At 39.1% G+C, this 19,344-nt stretch carries 15 protein-coding genes and 1 pseudogene; 7 read left to right on the forward strand and 9 right to left on the reverse strand.

From position 1 onward, the window contains the following. Window positions 1–4: 4 nt before the first annotated feature. From cyoB to ppsA, 4 genes are all read right to left on the reverse strand, one after another. Entirely contained in the window at window positions 5–1,996 is a 1,992-nt protein-coding gene (cyoB, locus tag QLG01_RS07910) for a cytochrome o ubiquinol oxidase subunit I (protein WP_004791462.1), read from the reverse strand. Between the two features lie 3 nt (window positions 1,997–1,999). After that, window positions 2,000–3,034, reverse strand: a complete 1,035-nt coding sequence (gene cyoA / locus QLG01_RS07915; protein WP_004791463.1) for a ubiquinol oxidase subunit II — start codon at window positions 3,032–3,034, stop codon at window positions 2,000–2,002. 316 nt (window positions 3,035–3,350) lie between these two features. Further along, window positions 3,351–4,106 carry an RDD family protein gene (locus tag QLG01_RS07920; RefSeq protein WP_282496188.1) on the reverse strand — a complete coding sequence of 252 codons (756 nt, stop codon included), beginning with the start codon at window positions 4,104–4,106 and terminating at the stop codon, window positions 3,351–3,353. A 64-nt stretch (window positions 4,107–4,170) separates the two neighbouring features. Then, the gene (gene ppsA, locus QLG01_RS07925; RefSeq protein ID WP_171056848.1) at window positions 4,171–6,558 is read right to left on the reverse strand and encodes a phosphoenolpyruvate synthase; all 2,388 of its coding nucleotides are present in this window, start codon (window positions 6,556–6,558) and stop codon (window positions 4,171–4,173) included. Window positions 6,559–6,705: 147 nt separating this feature from the next. Here ppsA and QLG01_RS07930 point away from each other — a divergent pair, with 147 nt between their 5' ends. The 5 genes from QLG01_RS07930 to pgaD all read left to right on the forward strand — a co-directional run bounded on the left by QLG01_RS07930 (window position 6,706) and on the right by pgaD (window position 13,894). After that, window positions 6,706–7,542, forward strand: a complete 837-nt coding sequence (locus QLG01_RS07930; RefSeq protein ID WP_004791471.1) for a pyruvate, water dikinase regulatory protein — start codon at window positions 6,706–6,708, stop codon at window positions 7,540–7,542. A 385-nt stretch (window positions 7,543–7,927) separates the two neighbouring features. Further along, complete coding sequence (pgaA, locus tag QLG01_RS07935) at window positions 7,928–10,366, forward strand: poly-beta-1,6 N-acetyl-D-glucosamine export porin PgaA (protein WP_282496189.1); 2,439 nt, start codon at window positions 7,928–7,930, stop codon at window positions 10,364–10,366. Next, entirely contained in the window at window positions 10,366–12,192 is a 1,827-nt protein-coding gene (gene pgaB / locus QLG01_RS07940; RefSeq protein WP_282496190.1) for a poly-beta-1,6-N-acetyl-D-glucosamine N-deacetylase PgaB, read from the forward strand. The genes pgaA and pgaB overlap by 1 nt, the downstream gene beginning before the upstream one ends. After that, window positions 12,192–13,439, forward strand: a complete 1,248-nt coding sequence (pgaC, locus tag QLG01_RS07945; protein WP_004791476.1) for a poly-beta-1,6-N-acetyl-D-glucosamine synthase — start codon at window positions 12,192–12,194, stop codon at window positions 13,437–13,439. Before pgaB ends, pgaC begins: the two co-directional genes overlap by 1 nt. Then, window positions 13,436–13,894, forward strand: a complete 459-nt coding sequence (pgaD, locus tag QLG01_RS07950; RefSeq protein ID WP_151821856.1) for a poly-beta-1,6-N-acetyl-D-glucosamine biosynthesis protein PgaD — start codon at window positions 13,436–13,438, stop codon at window positions 13,892–13,894. The genes pgaC and pgaD overlap by 4 nt, the downstream gene beginning before the upstream one ends. 40 nt (window positions 13,895–13,934) lie before the next feature. On the opposite strand, the gene QLG01_RS07955 is transcribed toward pgaD, so the two are convergent. The 5 genes and pseudogenes from QLG01_RS07955 to QLG01_RS07975 all read right to left on the reverse strand — a co-directional run. Continuing rightward, window positions 13,935–14,498, reverse strand: a complete 564-nt coding sequence (locus QLG01_RS07955; RefSeq protein ID WP_151821855.1) for a flavoprotein — start codon at window positions 14,496–14,498, stop codon at window positions 13,935–13,937. A 147-nt stretch (window positions 14,499–14,645) separates the two neighbouring features. Beyond that, complete coding sequence (locus QLG01_RS07960) at window positions 14,646–15,650, reverse strand: LLM class flavin-dependent oxidoreductase (RefSeq protein WP_282496191.1); 1,005 nt, start codon at window positions 15,648–15,650, stop codon at window positions 14,646–14,648. Window positions 15,651–15,783: 133 nt separating this feature from the next. Beyond that, window positions 15,784–16,299: a hypothetical protein gene (locus QLG01_RS07965; RefSeq protein ID WP_005306723.1), complete on the reverse strand. Its 516-nt coding sequence runs from the start codon at window positions 16,297–16,299 to the stop codon at window positions 15,784–15,786. A gap of 237 nt (window positions 16,300–16,536) precedes the next feature. Further along, the gene (locus QLG01_RS07970) at window positions 16,537–16,956 is read right to left on the reverse strand and encodes a hypothetical protein (protein WP_005306721.1); all 420 of its coding nucleotides are present in this window, start codon (window positions 16,954–16,956) and stop codon (window positions 16,537–16,539) included. A gap of 196 nt (window positions 16,957–17,152) precedes the next feature. Then, window positions 17,153–17,257, reverse strand: a pseudogene (locus QLG01_RS07975) (LysR family transcriptional regulator); the annotation flags it as partial. 181 nt (window positions 17,258–17,438) lie between these two features. Here QLG01_RS07975 and prfA point away from each other — a divergent pair. Together prfA and prmC are read left to right on the forward strand one after the other, a co-directional pair. After that, window positions 17,439–18,527 (forward strand): peptide chain release factor 1, encoded by a 1,089-nt coding sequence (gene prfA / locus QLG01_RS07980; protein ID WP_005306718.1) that lies wholly within the window; start codon window positions 17,439–17,441, stop codon window positions 18,525–18,527. Then, complete coding sequence (gene prmC / locus QLG01_RS07985; protein WP_282496192.1) at window positions 18,527–19,342, forward strand: peptide chain release factor N(5)-glutamine methyltransferase; 816 nt, start codon at window positions 18,527–18,529, stop codon at window positions 19,340–19,342. The genes prfA and prmC overlap by 1 nt, the downstream gene beginning before the upstream one ends. Window positions 19,343–19,344: the final 2 nt, after the last annotated feature.

Consider the following 19,344-nt stretch of genomic DNA (forward strand, 5'->3'; position numbering starts at 1 on the left):
TTCCTTAGTCCTTCTTCAAGTGTTTTTCAAGTAAAGCATAGCGTTCGTTTTCAATACGCTCAACTTCAGCAGCAGGAACGTAGTAATCAACATTCTTAGTGAATGAGCTTACGATCAAGCTAACAACAGCTGAAACGAATGAAACAACAACGAGCCACCAAATATGCCAGATGAGTGCAAAGCCAAGAAGAGTAATGAACATTGCAATGACAAAACCAGCAGCACGATCAGTCGGCATGTGGATGTCTTCATATTTAGTGTTACGTGCGTATGCTACACCATTTTCTTTGTCAGTCCAGAAACGGTCAATACCGCTTGCATCTGGTTCATGCGCAAAGTTATAGAACGGAGCAGGGGAAGAAGTCGCCCATTCAAGCGTACGTGCATCCCATGGATCGCCTGTAAGGTCCATGTTGTCTTTGCGTTGTAAGAAACCAACAATGATTTGCATTAAGAAACATGCAATACCAATCGCAACGAGAACAGCACCAAATAATGCAATTGCAAGGTAAGGGTCCCATTCTGGGTTGTCATATGTATTCAAACGACGAGTCATACCCATGAAACCAAGGATATAAAGTGGCATGAATGCAAAATAGAAACCGAAGAACCAGAACCAAAACGCAGCTTTACCCCATGCTTCATTGAGCTTCCAACCAAACATTTTTGGCCAGTAGTAAATGATGCCGGCAAACATACCAAACACCACACCACCGATAATTACGTTATGGAAGTGAGCGATCAAGAATAATGAGTTGTGTACAAGGAAGTCCGCAGGTGGAACAGCCATAAGTACACCAGTTAAACCACCGATACCAAATGTAATAAGGAAGCCAAGCGTCCATAACATTGGAGTAGTAAAGGTGATGCGACCTTTATACATGGTGAATAACCAAGAGAAGATTTTCACACCAGTAGGAATCGCAATAACCATGGTCATGATACCGAAGAACGCGTTAACGTTCGCACCAGCACCCATGGTAAAGAAGTGGTGAAGCCATACAACGAACGCAAGAACTGTAATCGCGATAGTTGCATACACCATAGACTTGTAACCGAACAACGCTTTACGAGAGAAGGTTGCAACGATTTCTGAGTATAGACCAAATGCTGGTAATACTAAGATATATACTTCAGGGTGACCCCATGTCCAGATCAAGTTCACATAAAGCATTGGGCTACCGCCAAGCTCATTTGTGAAGAAATGGAAACCGAAGTAACGGTCTAGAGTTAACATTGCAAGTGTACCTGTTAATACAGGGAACGATGCAATGATTAATACAGCCGTACAAAGTGAAGTCCACGTAAAAATAGGCATGTCCATTAATTTCATGCCAGGTGCACGCATTTTGATGATGGTAACGAAGAAGTTAACACCAGATAAAAGCGTACCTAGACCAGAAACCTGAAGTGCCCAGATATAGTAGTCAACACCTACACCAGGAGAATATTGAATGCCAGACAGAGGAGGGTAAGCCATCCAACCAGTCGCAGCAAATTCACCTAATACAAGTGAAAGCATCATCAAACCAGCAGCACCAGCGAATAACCAGAAGCTTAAAGAGTTCAATAATGGGAATGCAACGTCACGAGCACCAATCTGTAATGGTACAGAGATGTTCATCATGCCAACAACAAGACCCATTGCTACGAAGAAGATCATGATTACACCGTGTGCGGTGAAGATCTGGTCGTAATGGTCTGGGTGTAGATAACCTTCGCCGCCGCCTTTAGCGAGGAAAAGTTGTAGACGCATCATAATTGCATCGGCGAAACCACGCAAAAGCATGACCACAGATACAAGAATGTACATGATACCAATTTTTTTATGGTCTACCGTAATAAACCACTCATTCCACAAGTATCCCCATTTTTTGAAATAGGTGATACCTCCAAGCACAACAATTGCACCAAGTGCCATAAGGACCATGGTGACAAGCACGATTGGCTCTGTCGGGATAGAGTCCCAACCCAGTTTACCAAAAATCATATCCATGTCTTATTCCCCTTGAGCAGCGTGTTCAGCTGTTGCATGCGCAGCAGAGTGGTCAACACCATGATAGTTACTCATATAATGGTTGATAATTGTTTCAAACAATTGTGGTTCAACTGAAGAGTAATAAGTCACAGGGTGTGGCTTAGTCGGGAACGGTTTCATAGCTTCAGCTTTAGCAAGTGCTTCTTGATCACCAGCAGCTTTAGCACGATTTACTAAATGCTCGATCTGGTGCTTAGAACGGTCACCATCACGTAAGGTTGCTAATTCAGCTTGGTCAAGCGTAGTTTTTTGAACTGCTTCTGGGTTAATAGTAGAACCATTACCCGCTTTTACAGCTGCTACCCATTCGTTGAACTGTTGCTCTGTAACACTATGCGCCTTGAAACGCATTTGAGAGAAACCGTAACCTGAGTAGTTAGAAGAGAAACCACGATATACGCCAGTTTCATTTGCTAACAAATGAAGGTGAGTTTGCATACCTGCCATTGCATAAATCTGGCCGCCTAACTGTGGAATGAAGAATGAGTTCATTGTAAAGTTAGAGGTGATTTTAAAGCTTAACGGAGTTTTTTCAGGGAAACGTACTTCGTTAACAGTTGCAATGTTTTGTTCAGGATAAATGAAGATCCACTTAAACTGTTCTGCAACAACTTGAATAGTTAAAGGAGCTTTATCTGATTCTAAAGGACGGTATGGGTCATACTTGTGGGAACCCCACCAAGTTAACCAAGCTAAAATACCAATAATAATGACAGGGATACCCCATACTACAACTTCAATTGTAGTTGAGTGTGCCCATGTAGGTTTATAGTCTGCATCTTTATTTGACGCGCGATATTTCCAACCAAACCATAATGCCATGATGATTGAAGGAATCACCACAAGTAACATTAAATAGATCGCAGTCATCATAAGGTCACTTTGACCTTGACCAACTGGACCTTTAGAGTTTAGAAGTACCATATCACCACCACACCCAGTCAAAAGTGCGGCAAGCGTTGATAAAGACAATACAGCTAAAATCGTTTGTCTCATTTTACAACCTCGGTGAAGAGTCCCATTCCCTAATTAAATATGGGATAGCGATTAAAGTGTCGCATGATTGAGAACGCTAATCCTTAAATTTAGACTTCTCAATTATATGACACCGCTACGTTGTAGGGCATTATGCCTCATATCGACAAACTAAGCTATACATAAAGTAGTCTGAAATAATTGTTTTAAAACCCGATTTTTTTTGTAGGGTATCGAATCAATATGAAGCTTTTATTTAAATATCAACTCTCTATAGAAAAAAGGAGGCGGGGTGCCTCCTTTTTTTTTAGACCTTAAATGAATGAGTCATTCACTATCATTTGATCACTTTTGTTCTTGCAATTTTGTCATGTAGTGCCTGTCTCTTTTGCCCTAATGCAAAAGCGTAGTCAATAATTGTACTAATAGGCATAAACAACAAGTTGAGTATGATGAAAACAATACTTCTTAATAAGAAGATGCGAGTTAAATTAACTTTACCACTGCTTTCGGCATCTACAATTTTAATTCCAACAATTTTCTTACCTATACTTTGCCCATATTTTGTTAAAAGAAAGGCTTGAATTGCAAGCATGATTACGACGTAAGCAAGCATAGAATGCCAAGCTTCAATAGGAATTAAAGTAAAAAGTTGATGTTGTAGCTCTGCTGCTTTAGTTGAAGCAACTTCAGCTGATTGCATTTGTTTTTGCAATTCAAATAATTGCTTATATTGAGATTCATTAAAGAAAAAAGAAGGAATCGCAGCTATGGGTAACCAAAGTAATAAATCAATAATTTTTGCCAAAGCTCGAGATTGAATTGAGGCAAGTTCGTGAATTTTAGGCTCTACACGAATTTGACGAATAGTTTCATTAGGTGAGCTACTGGTGTTTATAACAGGTGCAGAATAACCGATAGGTTGATATACAAGTTTACCTTGGGTTAATTCTCCTAAAGCTTTCCATTCTGTCATGCCTTCATGCCAAGCTAAATCAGTTAACAAAATTTGTTGGCTAGCCAACATTTGATTTACTTGTTCTAAGGTGTAAGGCCCAGCTTGTTGATTATTACGTGCCAAGTAAATTTGCATAAATAAAAATTCTCTATTCTAAAGATGAAAAAAGACCCACGGATGGGCCTTTTTTTATAACATATTAGATTTGCTTGATTTTTTCTTCAGCAAGGAAGAACCATGTATCTAAAACTGAGTCTGGGTTAAGAGAGACAGACTCAATACCTTGTTCCATTAACCATTTTGCAAGATCTGGATGGTCTGAAGGACCTTGACCACAGATACCTACATATTTACCTGCTTTACGGCAGGCATGGATTGCCATTGAAAGAAGGGCTTTAACTGCTGCATCACGTTCATCAAATAGGTGTGAAACAATGCCAGAGTCACGGTCAAGACCGAGCGTTAACTGAGTTAAGTCATTCGAACCAATAGAGAAGCCATCAAAATGCTCTAGGAACTGTTCAGCTAACAAAGCGTTAGTTGGTAATTCACACATCATGATTACTTTTAAGCCGTTCTCACCGCGTCTCAAACCATTTTGTGCAAGTAACTCAATAACGCGTTTTGCTTCAGATACAGTACGTACAAAAGGAATCATGATTTGAATATTGGTTAAACCCATCTCATCACGAGCTTTTTTAAGTGCACGGCATTCTAATTCGAAACAGTCACGGAAGTTATCAGATACATAACGGCTTGCTCCACGGAAACCGAGCATCGGGTTTTCTTCTTCAGGCTCGTATAATTTACCGCCAATCAAGTTTGCATATTCATTTGATTTGAAGTCAGACATACGAACGATAACTGGCTTGTCACCGAATGCAGCAGCAAGAGTCGCAATACCTTCAACCAATTTTTCAACATAGAAATCTACTGGTGAAGCATAACCCGCAGTACGCGTTAGAACCGCAGCACGAGTTTCACGCGGTAGGCTATCAATGTTGAGTAGGGCTTTAGGATGCACGCCGATCATACGGTTAATAATGAACTCAAGACGAGCAAGACCAATACCTTCATTTGGAATTTGAGCAAAGTCAAACGCGCGGTCAGGGTTACCTACGTTCATCATAATTTTGAACGATAGCTTAGGCATAGATTCAATTGAGTTACGTTGAACTTCGAAATCTAAAGCACCTTCATAAATGAAACCAGTGTCACCCTCAGCACAAGAAACTGTTACTTCTTGTCCATCAGTCAATACTTCTGTTGCGTTACCACAGCCGACAATAGCAGGTACACCAAGTTCACGTGCAATAATTGCCGCGTGACATGTACGACCACCGCGGTTAGTAATAATTGCCGCAGCACGTTTCATTACCGGTTCCCAATCAGGATCGGTCATATCTGATACAAGAACGTCGCCTTCTTGAACTTTGTCCATTTCCTTAATTGAATTAATGATACGGACTTTACCAGAACCAATACGTTGACCAATTGAACGGCCTTCACAAAGAACAGTACCTCTTTGTTTAAGAAGGTAACGCTCCATTGTGCCTACATTTTGACGGCTTTTTACTGTTTCAGGGCGAGCTTGAACAATATAAATTTGACCATCATCGCCATCTTTTGCCCATTCGATATCCATTGGCGCACCGTAGTGCTGCTCAATAATAAGTGCTTGTTTAGCTAGCTCTTGTAACTCATGATCATTTAAAGCAAATTGTTGGCGCTCTTGTTTCTCAACATCAACAACAACAACTGATTTACCAGCAGAACCTTCTTCACCATAAATCATTTTCTGGTGTTTTGAACCAAGGTTACGGCGTAAAACTGAATGTCTACCAGCATTTAATAATGGTTTAGATAAGTAAAATTCGTCTGGGTTAACGGCACCCTGTACCACCATTTCACCTAAACCATAAGATGCTGTAATAAATACAACGTCGCGGAAACCAGACTCAGTATCAAGTGTAAACATTACACCCGCAGCGCCAGTTTCAGAACGAACCATACGCTGAACGCCTGCAGAAAGTGCAACGACGTCATGGTCAAAACCTTGATGTACACGGTAAGAAATTGCACGGTCATTATATAAAGAAGCGAATACTTCTTTAATCGCAATAAGAACGTTATCAATACCGCGAATATTCAAGAAAGTTTCTTGCTGACCTGCGAATGAAGCATCTGGTAAATCTTCAGCAGTTGCAGATGAACGAACGGCAACCGCGATTTCTGGGTTGCCGTTAGAAAGTGTTGTAAAAGCGGCGCGAATTTCTTGTTCTAGGTTTGCAGTGAGTGGAGTCTCTACAATCCATTGACGAATTTTAGCACCTGTTTCAGCAAGGGCATTTACGTCATCAACATTGAGTTGAGCAAGTTCTGCTTGAATTCGAGCGTTAAGACCGCTTTGATCTAAGAACTCACGATAGGCATCAGCAGTAGTTGCAAAACCGCCAGGTACCGATACACCAGCATTTGATAAATGGCTGATCATTTCACCCAAAGATGAGTTTTTCCCACCTACGAGTTCGACATCGTGTTTCCCTAATTTTTCTAGACCGATTACGCGCGCTTCCAAAGTTTTCACTCCACTTTTGCAGTATTAATGTCTATCTTGGCATGAAATTATAAAAATAAAGTGCTTAGTTGAGAATTATACTAAGCGACAGTCATGTAAGATCAGTTTACTATAAAGATTATATAGCACTAAGACAAATGTTTAAGGAGAATTTTAATGTCAGAAAGTAAACAGTTTAGACGGAGCGTTTTTTTTATTTCTGATGGAACTGCAATTACTGCCGAGACTCTTGGACATTCGTTATTAGCACAATTTCCCAATGTTGATTTTGATATTCATATCATGCCGTATATTACAACTGAAGAGGCGGCAATGGATGTTGTGATTGAAATTAATAGATGTCAAACCAAAGATGGTTGTCTACCTTTAGTCTTTGATACTTTAGTTGATCCACACGTACGAGAAATCATTAATACTGCTAAAGCAGTTAATCTTGATGTGTTTGAAGGTTTAATCAGCAAATTGGAACAAGAGTTAGGTACGCCTCCTACGACATTAGTTGGGCAGACACATGCCGTAACCGATTCTGAATCTTATAAAGCTCGTATTGATGCTGTTCATTTTGCGCTTGATAATGATGATGGGGCGCGTACTCGTCATTATGATAAAGCTGATTTAATCTTAATTGGCGTTTCTCGTTCGGGTAAAACTCCAACTTCTATTTACTTATCTCTTCAATTCGGTATCCGTGTTGCAAACTATCCTTTAACAGAAGAAGATTTGGATGATAACCGTTTGCCAGCAGTACTAAGACCGCATCGCAGTAAATTGTTTGGTTTAATGATTGATGCTGAGCGATTAGTTGCGATTCGTAGTGAGCGTAAAGCGAATAGTCGTTATGCAAGTTTTAGTCAATGCCAAATGGAACTTAGAGCAATTGAAGGAATCTATATTTCAGAAGGGATTAAATATTTAAACGTGACGGAAATGTCGATTGAAGAAATTTCAACGCGCGTTTTACAAATGACAGGATTAAAACGTCGTATTGGTTAATTTAATCAACTCTTTATTTTAACCATTCAATTTATATATATTTATTTGTGATTAAATTGAATGGTTTTAAATATAAAACATGAGAAAAATAAAAGTTTTAAATATAAAACAAAAAGTTATTAAAACGTTTTTATTAGTTATCAGCCTGTAAGGTTTTTATAATTCAATTGTGAAATAAAATAAGAATATTGAAAAGAAATGTATATATTTGAGTAAGTTTAAAAATTCTAATTATTTAATTTTGCTAAATATTTTTAAAAATCATGTAAAAATACATTAAATATTTAAAAATGATAAATAGTTCACATTATTTTTGTGTTGTGTGATTAGTTTTTTATTTTAATTATACTTTCTCACCTCGATATGGGACTATCCGATTATCAAAATGCTAAAAAAATGTGTTTTTTCATTGGTATACATCTTGCCTCTCAATTTATATGCTGCTCAAGTGGATGAATTGAGAGAGCAGGCTATTCACACCTACAAAACTGGACAAACTCACCAAGCAATATTTCAACTGGATCAATTGCTAAAAACCTATCCGCATGATCAAAAATTGCTAGCTGATTATTTAGTTGTAATGTCAAATGAAAAAAAAGATCTAGTAACTTTTTCTCAGCATTTAGCGAATATTAATTTAGTTACTTTTCCAGAATATGGACAGCTACCTTTAATACGTAATTTTCGTGATTTTAAACACTTTAAAGATGCGATTGCTTGGTCAAATAAATTTAATATTCAAAAGACGCCTGATGGACAGATTTTGCTGGCAGTTTTATATGCTGAAGCTAAAGATATTGTAAATGGCAAAGCACAGTTAGCAAAGATTAATACTAAAAATCTGAAGACTGAGCAACTTGTACAAATCGCCTATGCATATCGGCTCATTAATTCGCCTGTAGATGCTTTATCTGTAATTGAACAAGCATATAAGCAGCAGCCGAAGTCTTTTGCCGTTTTACAAGAATACAGTTATGACTTAGCAGCTGTAGGGGCCTATAACAAGGCTCAGCAATTATTGCTTGCCAGCGATACAAACCCACAAACAGAATCGTTACAACACTGGCTACAAGTGAGTGAATTTTCTCAACGTGTAAATAACGCAATTACTCGTTATAAATATTTGAATCGGGAAGGCATTGCAGATAGTGAAGCTTTTGCTGAGCTTGATGCTGTGTTAAAGCAAGGCGAACAAATGCAGTCTTTGATTCAACCGTCAGATCCTAATTATTTAAGATTCCATTATGACTATATATATGCGTTAGATTTCCGCGGGCGTAGCCGTACGGTATTAGATCAATTTACTAAATTAAATGTACCTCTAGAAAAACTACCTGCTTATATTCGTCATGCGATCGCTGATAGTTATTTGGCTGAAAGACAGCCGCAACAAGCTGAGCTTGCTTTTAAAACCTTGCTTGCTGAAAAAAACTATTCAGATATGACGGTATATACTGGACTGTACTACTCATATATTGAACAAGAAAAATATAAACAAGCTGAACAACTTTTAAGTGATGTTGATCGGTTAATCCCTACGTATAAATATAGTCAAGCGAAAGGAGTAGATAAATCAAGCCATCCTGATCGTGATGATTATATTGCTTTACAAGGTATGCATTTAGCTTATGCAAATCATTTGGATCAATCAGAAAAACACTTCAACAAACAAGTAGATCTTGCACCTGCCAACGAAGGTTTAATTAATAATTTGGCTCGTGTTGAGCGTTGGAGAGATAAACCTTTACAGTCCAAACAAACAATTGCTCGTTTAAATGGTTTAACACCAGTTGCCAAAGATACTCGAATTAACCAGATGCAAAATGCTCAGGCTTTAGGGAATATTCCTGAATGGCGCAAAAGCACAGAAAGTCTTTTGCAATATTATCCTGAAGATAGCGGTGTAGTTAAAAGTCGAAAAGAGTTGGATGATCGTGATAGAGCAACCATCTCACACTCAACGACTTGGGGGCAGAGTAAAGCAGAGAATAGCGATTCTGTGAGTGGGCAAAATGGTTTAAAAGACCGCGAAATGGAAACTCGTCTTAATAGCCCGTGGATTAAAGATAATTATCGTCTATTTGCTTGGCATCAAGACCGTTTCGGAGAATATCGTTTTGGTGATGTGCATGACCAACGTTATGGCGTCGGTGCTGAGTGGCAAGCGAACCGTAAGGCATTGTCGGCAATTTTTTCGCAAAGTACGGATGGTGGACAAGCAGGAGTTCGTCTTGATTGGTCGCAATGGTTAAACGATCACTGGCAATATCAATTGCAATATGACAGTCAAGCTAATATTCCATTGCAGGCAATTGACGCTGGTGAGGATGGGCAGGCTTACCGTGCCGCTTTGACATGGCAAAAAGATGAGTCGCGTCAAATTGGGGCAAGTTATGGCTTAACCGATATAAGTGATGGTAATAAACAACAAGAATTTTCTACTTTTTGGCGCGAGCGATTATTTGATGCGCCTCACCATATTACCTACGGAACCGTTCGTGGATTTTATGGTAGCAATAGCCAAGATCAGACAGCTTACTTTAGCCCAAGCAATCACTACAGTGCTGAGTTGAATTTAAGTCATGACTGGGTCACTTGGCGAGAATACGAACGCTCATTTAAACAGCATTTTGAAGCTGGTGTCGGGCTTTATAAACAAGCAGATTACTCAGCTCGACCAACATATTCTTTGCAATATCAACATCAATGGCAGCTCTCACGGACTTGGCAACTTAATTATGGAATTGGTTGGCAATACCATCCATACGATGGTCATGATGAACAACATACCTACGGTATTTTTGGATTTGAAGGGCGTTTTTAATGAATAATATGAAGTCAAAAATGTTGAGCTGTGTGTTTGCTTCAACATTATTACCCGTACAATTTTCTCATGCCCGCATTGAAACTGAACTACCAAAAAATCATACGGTTTCTTTAACTTTTCATGATGTGCGAGATGACGTACTAAAGGAAGGCGACCGTGATGTTTATGCGATTCAGACCAATAATCTGGCGCAATTTCTTGATTGGCTCAGTCAGTCTGATTGGAAACCGATTCGTCTGAAAGATATTGAAGAGGCTCGTAAGCAAGGTAAAGAATTACCTCATAACTCTATTCTACTTACCTTCGATGATGGTGCTTTGAGTAGTTATAGCCGAGTATTTCCTTTACTTAAGCAATATAAAATTCCAGCAGTTTTTGCTCTTCCCACCAGTTGGTTAAATGGCAATACTCAGGCAGGTTATGAAGCTTATGGGCAGGGTAACTTGGTGAACTGGGCTCAAGTTCGTGAAATGCAAGTATCGGGCTTAGCCGAGTTTGCAAGCCATAGTGATGATTTACATCATGGTGTATTGGCAAATCCTCAAGGTAATGAGCAACCGGCTGCAACTTCTTATGCTTATTTAAAATCGCAATCACGTTATGAAACAGATGCAGAATATCAACAACGTATTTTGCAGGATTTGAAAAAATCTTACGCTGTTTTGAAAAAAGAAGTCGGTGTTAATCCGAAAGCAATTATTTGGCCTTATGGCGCTGTGAATGAGCAACTGGAAAAACTAGCGCAGCAAGCAGGCTTTGAGTTTTCTTTCAGTTTGGGTCGTGATGGTATGAATCGTGTGAATGATTCAACATTTAAACGAAGCTTGGTTATAGGTAACCCTACAGCTGAACAGCTCACCGAAGGTATGTTAAATATTCTGAATTTCGAAGAGTCAGATTTATTTAAGCAACCTCGTCATTTTGTGAGTATGGATTTAAAGCAATTAGCAGCTCCACAAAATGCTCAGACCGATGAAAAACTAGGACAGTTGTTATCAAAACTATATAGCCTAAAAAACAATGCTCTAATCTTAAAGCCTTTAGAAGATAAAAACGGAGATGGGCAATATGATGTTGCTTATTTCCCTACAAATAAAATGCCAGTTCAACAAGATATTTTAAACCGTAGTTTATGGCAGGCTCAAACTCGGGCAGGTCAATCGGTAATATTAGAGTTGCCAGCTTATCCTCAAAAAGATAAGCCATTTTTAACTGTAGATTTGGCTAAAGATATCGCACGCTTTAACAGTAATTTAAGCGGTGTTCAGCTCAATGCAGGAACAGCTTTAAACTGCGCAATGCAAAAAATAACAGTCCAAGAAAATAGTTGTATTGAGCAATCAAAACAGATCGCACAACTGAGTCAAATGACTAAAAAAGCGGTCAAACCTTATTTAAATATGAGTAATCAGGCGCAGTTTAGTTTATTACTTACACCTGATTTAGATCATGTGGAAAACCTACCTGAACTTATCAAAACGCTTTTATTACAACATGATTTAGTCAATTTGAAGTTCGATGTGATTGGTAAGAAAAAGCAATTTAATGAGTTGTTAATGCTTTTAAATACACTTGATGAAAATGATAAGCAAAGAATAATGCTGACTTTAGAATTACCAGAAAACTCGCAAAAAACGGCTTGGGAAGAAGTACAGCAAGGACTTTTTTCGATTCAGCGAGTAGGAATCCAGAAAATTGGTATCGATGGCTATAACTTTGAAAAATCAAAAGATGTTCATCAATATTTGTATAATCCGATTAGTCTGAATGCTAGTCCTGTGATGTATCAGCCTTTTGCTGAATTGGTAGAGGGGAAAAAGTAATGAGAGTATTACTCGATATTCTATTTGCTTTTGCCTTTTTATATCCCTTACTGATGGCTTGGACATGGATGGTAGGGGGACTTTGGTTCTTCTTTAAAAGAGAATACCGCGAACAAGCACTTCCTGAACCGACCAGCGAAGGATGCAGTATCATCATTCCGTGTTTTAACGAAGAAGCTCAGGTTCGTCAAACAATTCGTTATGCACTACAAACCAAATATCCTAATTTTGAAGTAATCGCCGTCAATGATGGAAGTAGTGACAGGACAGCCGAAATTCTAGATGAATTATCAGCGCAAGATTCACGACTTCGGGTTGTGCACTTAGCAGAAAATCAGGGTAAAGCCGTAGCTTTAAGATCGGGGGTGTTAGTTAGTAAATACGAATATCTTGTTTGTATCGATGGTGATGCATTGTTACATCCACATGCCGTACTTTGGTTAATGCAACCATTTATTAACTTCCCGCGAATTGGGGCTGTAACGGGTAATCCACGAATTTTAAACCGATCTAGTATTTTAGGAAAATTACAGGTTGGTGAGTTTTCTTCGATTATTGGTTTGATTAAACGTGCGCAGCGTACATATGGCCGTATTTTTACAGTGTCGGGTGTGATTGCGGCATTCCGTAAAACAGCTCTCGTTCGAGTCGGTTTTTGGTCAGACGATAAAATTACCGAAGATATTGATATTTCATGGAAGTTACAGCTCGACCACTGGGATATTCAGTATATTCCACAAGCGCTTTGTTATATCTATATGCCTGAGACATTTAAAGGGTTATGGAAACAACGCCTTCGTTGGGCACAAGGTGGGGTAGAGGTTCTTATAGAATATATTCCACAAATGTTCAAACTGCGTGTCCGCAGAATGTGGCCTGTGATGATCGAGGCGCTAGTCAGTATTATCTGGTCTTATGTGATGATTCTGATTTTTACGCTATTTTTTGTCGGATTGTTTATTGAGTTGCCTCAGCAATGGCAGATCAAAACGCTTATGCCACAGTGGTATGGTGTAATACTCGGCGGAACATGTTTAATCCAGTTTTTAGTGAGTTTATGGATTGATCAGCGCTATGACCGTAGTCGCTTTTTTAGAAATTATTTTTGGGTCATTTGGTATCCGTTATTTTTCTGGCTGCTGACTTTGTTCACAAGTGTCGTTGCGGTACCAAAAACTTTATTTAACACTAAAAAACGTGCCCGCTGGGTAAGCCCAGACCGAGGCTTCCGTGGAGATAACCCATGAAACCTGAGGAAAATAAAGATATCGAAACGTTAGATATCCCGGAATATATTGACCAGCCAGAATACGTCAAAAATAAAACGGCAAACTACACATTACAAACCATTGGTTGGTTTTGTTTAATGTGGTTGTTGTTTCCATTGGTTTCACTGTTTTTATGGGTTTTTGAAGGACACTTAATTTATGATTATGTCTGGGTTGACCATATATCAGAAGTTAAGACCTTATTACATTTAGCATTACTCATTGGAATTAGCGCGCTCATTTTAATTTTATGGGCGAGTTATAACTGGATTAGGTTTAGTGGCGAGGACCGAAGAGCTAAGGCGCCTAATAGTTCTGTTGAACTGTTAGCAGCCCAATTTTCGGTTAGTTCCGAGATGTTAAGTGAATTGCACAAGAAACAACGGGTCATTTTGCATTACGATGATCATGGCAATTTGCAAAAATATGAGTAAATAAAAAAAGCATGGCTTAAAAACCATGCTTTTTTTATTTTTATACGGTTGCTCTAATAATGATATCAACAGGTTGTTCTATGCCGTCCATGCTATGAATTGACTTATGGTTAACTTTAACAATGGGCCAAGTTTGTAATTTACAGTTGGATTTTTGGAGTGCTGCATAATAACTATCAGATTTAAAAAATACCTTTTTAGCCGTTGCCATATTGGGGGTTAAAAGGCGCTTAAGCCATGTTTCACTCACCTGAGTATCAAGAAAACGTAAGGCCAAAAGACTTTTTACTCGATTGTTAAATAATCTCCGGTTTTTGATAATGAGAGGATGGGTAATTAACTTATTTGTGCCCATTTGACTATGAGGCAAAATAAAGTGAGGTGTGATTTGAAATACGGTCACAAATTTTGCTTGTTGACAGATTTTTTCAAGATGGGTTACGGTATCTTGATTTGTACCAATAATCGCGACAGATGAATGTGAAAAATCAAATTCTTTAATTGAGGTTGATGGAATCACTTGACCAGTAAAGTCTTCAAAATCTTGAGAAATATTTTGAAAAATTGCTGATTTTGAAGTGTTATTTTTAATATTAATACTCATTTTTCCAAAAGTCCTTTTGGGTTTTAAATCATGATGTTTTTATCGTTTTAATATAAATAACCAAGCAGGAAGTCGGGGTAAAGTCTTTTCAGATAGATGGTCACCCATACTCGAAATCAATTCAAGTATGGGCATGCAAAGCGGAGTTTAATGTTCTGTTTTTACATTCATTAGTTGTGTAAAGCTTTCTAAACGTTTAGCTGTATCGTATATATCGCATGTGAAAATAAATTCATCAACATCGTATGTCGCTAAAAGTTTTTGTAAACCAGAGCGAACTGTATCTACAGAACCAATTTGCGCCATTGCATAGAAGTTCTCAACAGAAAGCTGTTCTGCTGTATTCCATAATCCCTGCATCGATTCAACCGGCGGCTTAAGTTTTAAACTTTCGCCACGAATTAAACCTAATACACGTTGGTACGCACTCGTTGCTAAGAACTGAGCTTCCTCATCTGTATCTGCCACAACAACAGGCACACCCATAGAAACATAAGGTTTATCTAAGTATTCAGAAGGCTCAAAGTTCTCTCGATAGAGCTGAATCGCTTGACCTAACATACGCGGTGCAAAATGAGAGGCAAATGAGTAGGGAAGTCCAAGTTTTGCCGCCAGTTGCGCACTAAAAAGACTAGACCCAAGTAACCAAACAGGAACATGGGTATTTTGGCCTGGCGTTGCAATAATCTTTTGTCCTGCCTGAGGGGCATCAAAATATTTTAGGATTTCGACAACATCTCTTGGAAACTGATCTTCTGTTTCTTGATGACCACGACGTAAAGCTCGCATGGTAAGTTGATCTGTACCAGGAGCACGGCCTAAGCCAAGTTCAATACGGTTTGGATATAACGTAGCAAGTGTTCCAAATTGTTCTGCGACAACTAAAGGAGCATGGTTAGGAAGCATAATGCCGCCGGAACCTAAACGAATATGCTGTGTATGTGCTGCAATAAAACCGAGTAAGACCGCTGTAGCAGAGCTCGCAATTCCATCCATGTTGTGATGTTCTGCAAGCCAGAAACGTTCATAACCTAGTTTCTCTGCATGTTGTGCTAACTCTAATGCATGATGTAACGAAAATTCTATGGTTTTATCATTACGAATGGGAGCAAGTTCCAAAATTGAAAACTTGGTATCTTGAAGTGATCGCATGCGATATTCTCGAATAGGGGTATATCGAAATACTACGATATATGAGGGGTAATGTATATCGTTTTTTTTCGATATTAACTTTTATCTCTCAATAAAAAAGCACCCGAAGGTGCTCTTTTGTTTTATATGTGAATTAGCGATTTTTATACCAACCACGGTGTAAACCATTGTCATGACGGCGATGATGGCCACCTTTACTATAGTAACGACGGTCACCATCGTCATATCTACGATCATCTCGATCATAACGGCTACCACGATCATAGCGATCATCGTAGTTACGATCTTCAGAAACTTTACGACCTAGCGCTGAACCACCCGCAGCACCTACCGCAGCACCGATGTAACCACCGTTGGTACCGCCCATATTTTTACCGACGGTATAACCAGCACCACCACCTAAAGCACCACCAATGGCAGCTTCGGTACGATTGCGACGGTCACTCGCTGCCGCTGCACCACCAGCACCACCTAAAGCAGCACCAATTGTTGCGCCTGTTGTGCCGCCCATGCTTTTACCAATTGCTGTACCAACAACACTACCTAATGCAGAGGTTGCAGCAACACGAGTACCATTATCTGCATGTGCAACTGTCACCATAGACGATGTTGCAATTAATGCACTAGCTAACCAAATATTCATTTTCATCTTGCAACTCCATGTCCTTTTTACTGAGAAGGACAGTATTTTTATCTTGAGATAAATGTAATAAAAAATTTCGTGATAATTATGGAGAACCCCAAAGGAGATACGTTAGTTTTGTGTCTGTTTGTATGGTTTCTATTAATTTATGGATAAATCCTGAGCAAGCGAGAGGTTATGAATATTTATTGATCTTAATAAAAAAGCACCCGAAGGTGCTTAGAGACGTTTCATCAAATTTGATTAGTGATGACGACGGTGTTTTTTCTTCCAGTGTTTAGAAGAGCGATCATAATCGCGGTCTTTAGAAATTTTATTACCTAAAGCAGAACCACCCGCAGCACCTAAAGCAGCACCAATGTATCCACCGTTTGTACCACCCATGCTTTTACCAACAGTATAGCCAGCACCACCACCTAAACCACCGCCAATTGCAGATTCTGTACGGTGACGACGGTCACTTGCAACTGCTGCACCACCAGCACCACCTAAAGCAGCACCAATTGTTGCGCCAGATGTACCACCCATGCTTTTACCAATTGCAGTACCAGCAACACTACCTAAAGCAGAAGCAGCTGCTACATGTGTTGTGTTGTCAGCATGCGCTACAGTAACCATAGAAGTTGCTAAAACAGCACTACATAACCAAGCATTTAATTTCATTTTCTACTCCGTGTCCTTAGCAGCAGGACGCTATATCTTTTGTTACGGCAAATGTAACAAAACACGTTTCTCAAAATATGGAGAACCATCAATTCATTATTGTAGTTTAGTGTCTGGTTTGTATGTTTTCTATTAAAATAGAATATTTAATACCCATATAAATAAACATGAGTCTCATTTAATTTTAATGAGTTGATTACTCACAATCTGAACATGGAAAGTTGATTAAAGCTCTCGTGGCAAAAGACATATATTTATGTTGTGCATATAGTAAAGAGAAGAGACGTGAGTGACCTGCAAATCTCATCTAAAATCATTACATTGATAAGTCGCTATTTACAGTGAAAGTTGATGAATTGGCTGATTATATATGTCATTTAAGCGGCATAATCTGTAAACTATGCGCTATTTTTACGATTTTGCTTATCTTCTATTTATATAGCATTCGATAAGCTTTTTGGACTTTTGAGATATTTCCTCTTATGAAAGCGTCACTCCGTTTACGACTTGATCAACTCTGTGATCGACATGAAGAACTTACCGCGTTGCTTGCAGATGTGGAAGTCATCTCCGATAACAAACGTTTCCGTAAATTGTCTCGCGAACATAGTGATTTATCTGAAATTACCGAAGTTTGGGGCAAATACCGTCAAGCAGAAGAAGACATTGAAACTGCTGAAATGATGAAGTCTGATCCTGACTTTAAAGATATGGCAGAAGAAGAAATTCAAGCAAATAAAGATTTGCTTGTAGAGTTAGAAAGCCAGCTCAATATTTTGATGATTCCAAAAGATCCAAATGACTCTAATGCAGCTTATTTAGAAATTCGCGCTGGAACGGGTGGTGACGAGGCTGCAATTTTCTCTGGTGACTTATTCCGTATGTACAGTAAATATGCCGAGACACAAAATTGGCGTATTGAAGTACTTTCTGAAAATGAAGGTGAGCATGGTGGCTTTAAAGAAGTCATTTGCCGTGTAGATGGTGATGGTGTTTATGGTCGCCTAAAATTTGAAAGTGGTGCGCATCGTGTACAACGTGTTCCAGCGACTGAATCACAAGGCCGTGTTCATACTTCTGCTTGTACAGTTGCAATCTTGCCTGAAATTGATGTTGATACTAACGTTGAAATTAACCCGGCAGATTTGCGTATTGATACTTACCGTGCATCTGGTGCAGGTGGTCAGCACATTAACAAAACTGATTCGGCAGTACGTATTACTCACATTCCCACCGGCACAGTAGTTGAGTGCCAAGAAGAACGTTCACAGCATAAAAACAAAGCTAAAGCGATGGCTCTTTTGGTATCGCGTTTAGAAAATGCAAAACGTGCAGCGGCTGATGCAGCAACTTCTGAAATGCGCCGTGATTTAGTGGGTTCTGGTGACCGTTCTGAGCGTATCCGTACTTATAACTATCCACAAGGTCGTATGACTGACCACCGTATTAACCTAACTTTATATAAGTTAGACGCGATTATGGAAGGTGATTTAACTGAATTGCTTGATAGCTTACATCGTGAATATCAGGCAGATCAGCTTGCAATGCTTGCACAGGAAAATGGCGGCTAATGAATATTGCTCAAGCGCTTGCAATTCGTGGTGAGCCTGATAGTTATGAACGACAAGAAAATGCTTGGTTACTTGAGCATTTTCTAAAAATCAATTCGCTTGAATTGAAGTTTAGACTTGAGCAAGAGTTAACAGCCCAACAAGAGCAAGACTATGTAGCTGGTCTTGAACGTATTCAAAATGGTGAGCCTTTAGCTTATGTAACGGGTTCACAGCCATTTTGGACGCTCGATTTAAAAGTAACATCTGATACTTTAGTGCCACGACCTGATACTGAAATTTTAGTTGAAACCGTTTTAAATCTAAATTTGCCAAATAATGCAAATATTGTTGATTTAGGAACGGGGACAGGTGCAATTGCGCTTGCGTTAGCGAGTGAACGTCCGGATTGGTTCGTCACAGCAACTGATATTTATGCACCTACTTTAGAAGTCGCAAAAGAAAATGCACTAGCTCATAATTTGCAACGTGTAAAATTCGCTTGCGGCGCTTGGTTTGAAGCACTAGAGCCACAAAAATTTGATTTAATTGTTTCTAATCCGCCGTATATCGACCCTGAAGATGAACACATGCAAGCTTTGGCTACAGAACCACGCCGTGCATTGGTTGCAGACCATCAGGGACTGGCTGATATTGAAATTATTATTGTTCAAGGGAAAAACTGGTTAAAACCACAAGGCTGGATTGCACTAGAGCATGGTTATGATCAGGGGCAAGCTGTTCGAAATATATTTGCTGAGCATGGTTTTAGCCAAATTAAAACTATTCAAGACTATGGCCAAAATGATCGAGTCACTTTGGCATGCTGGATTTAAAA

The sequence above is a fragment of the Acinetobacter sp. V89_4 genome (assembly GCF_029967875.1).
GTDB classification, from domain to species: Bacteria; Pseudomonadota; Gammaproteobacteria; order Pseudomonadales; family Moraxellaceae; genus Acinetobacter; species Acinetobacter oleivorans.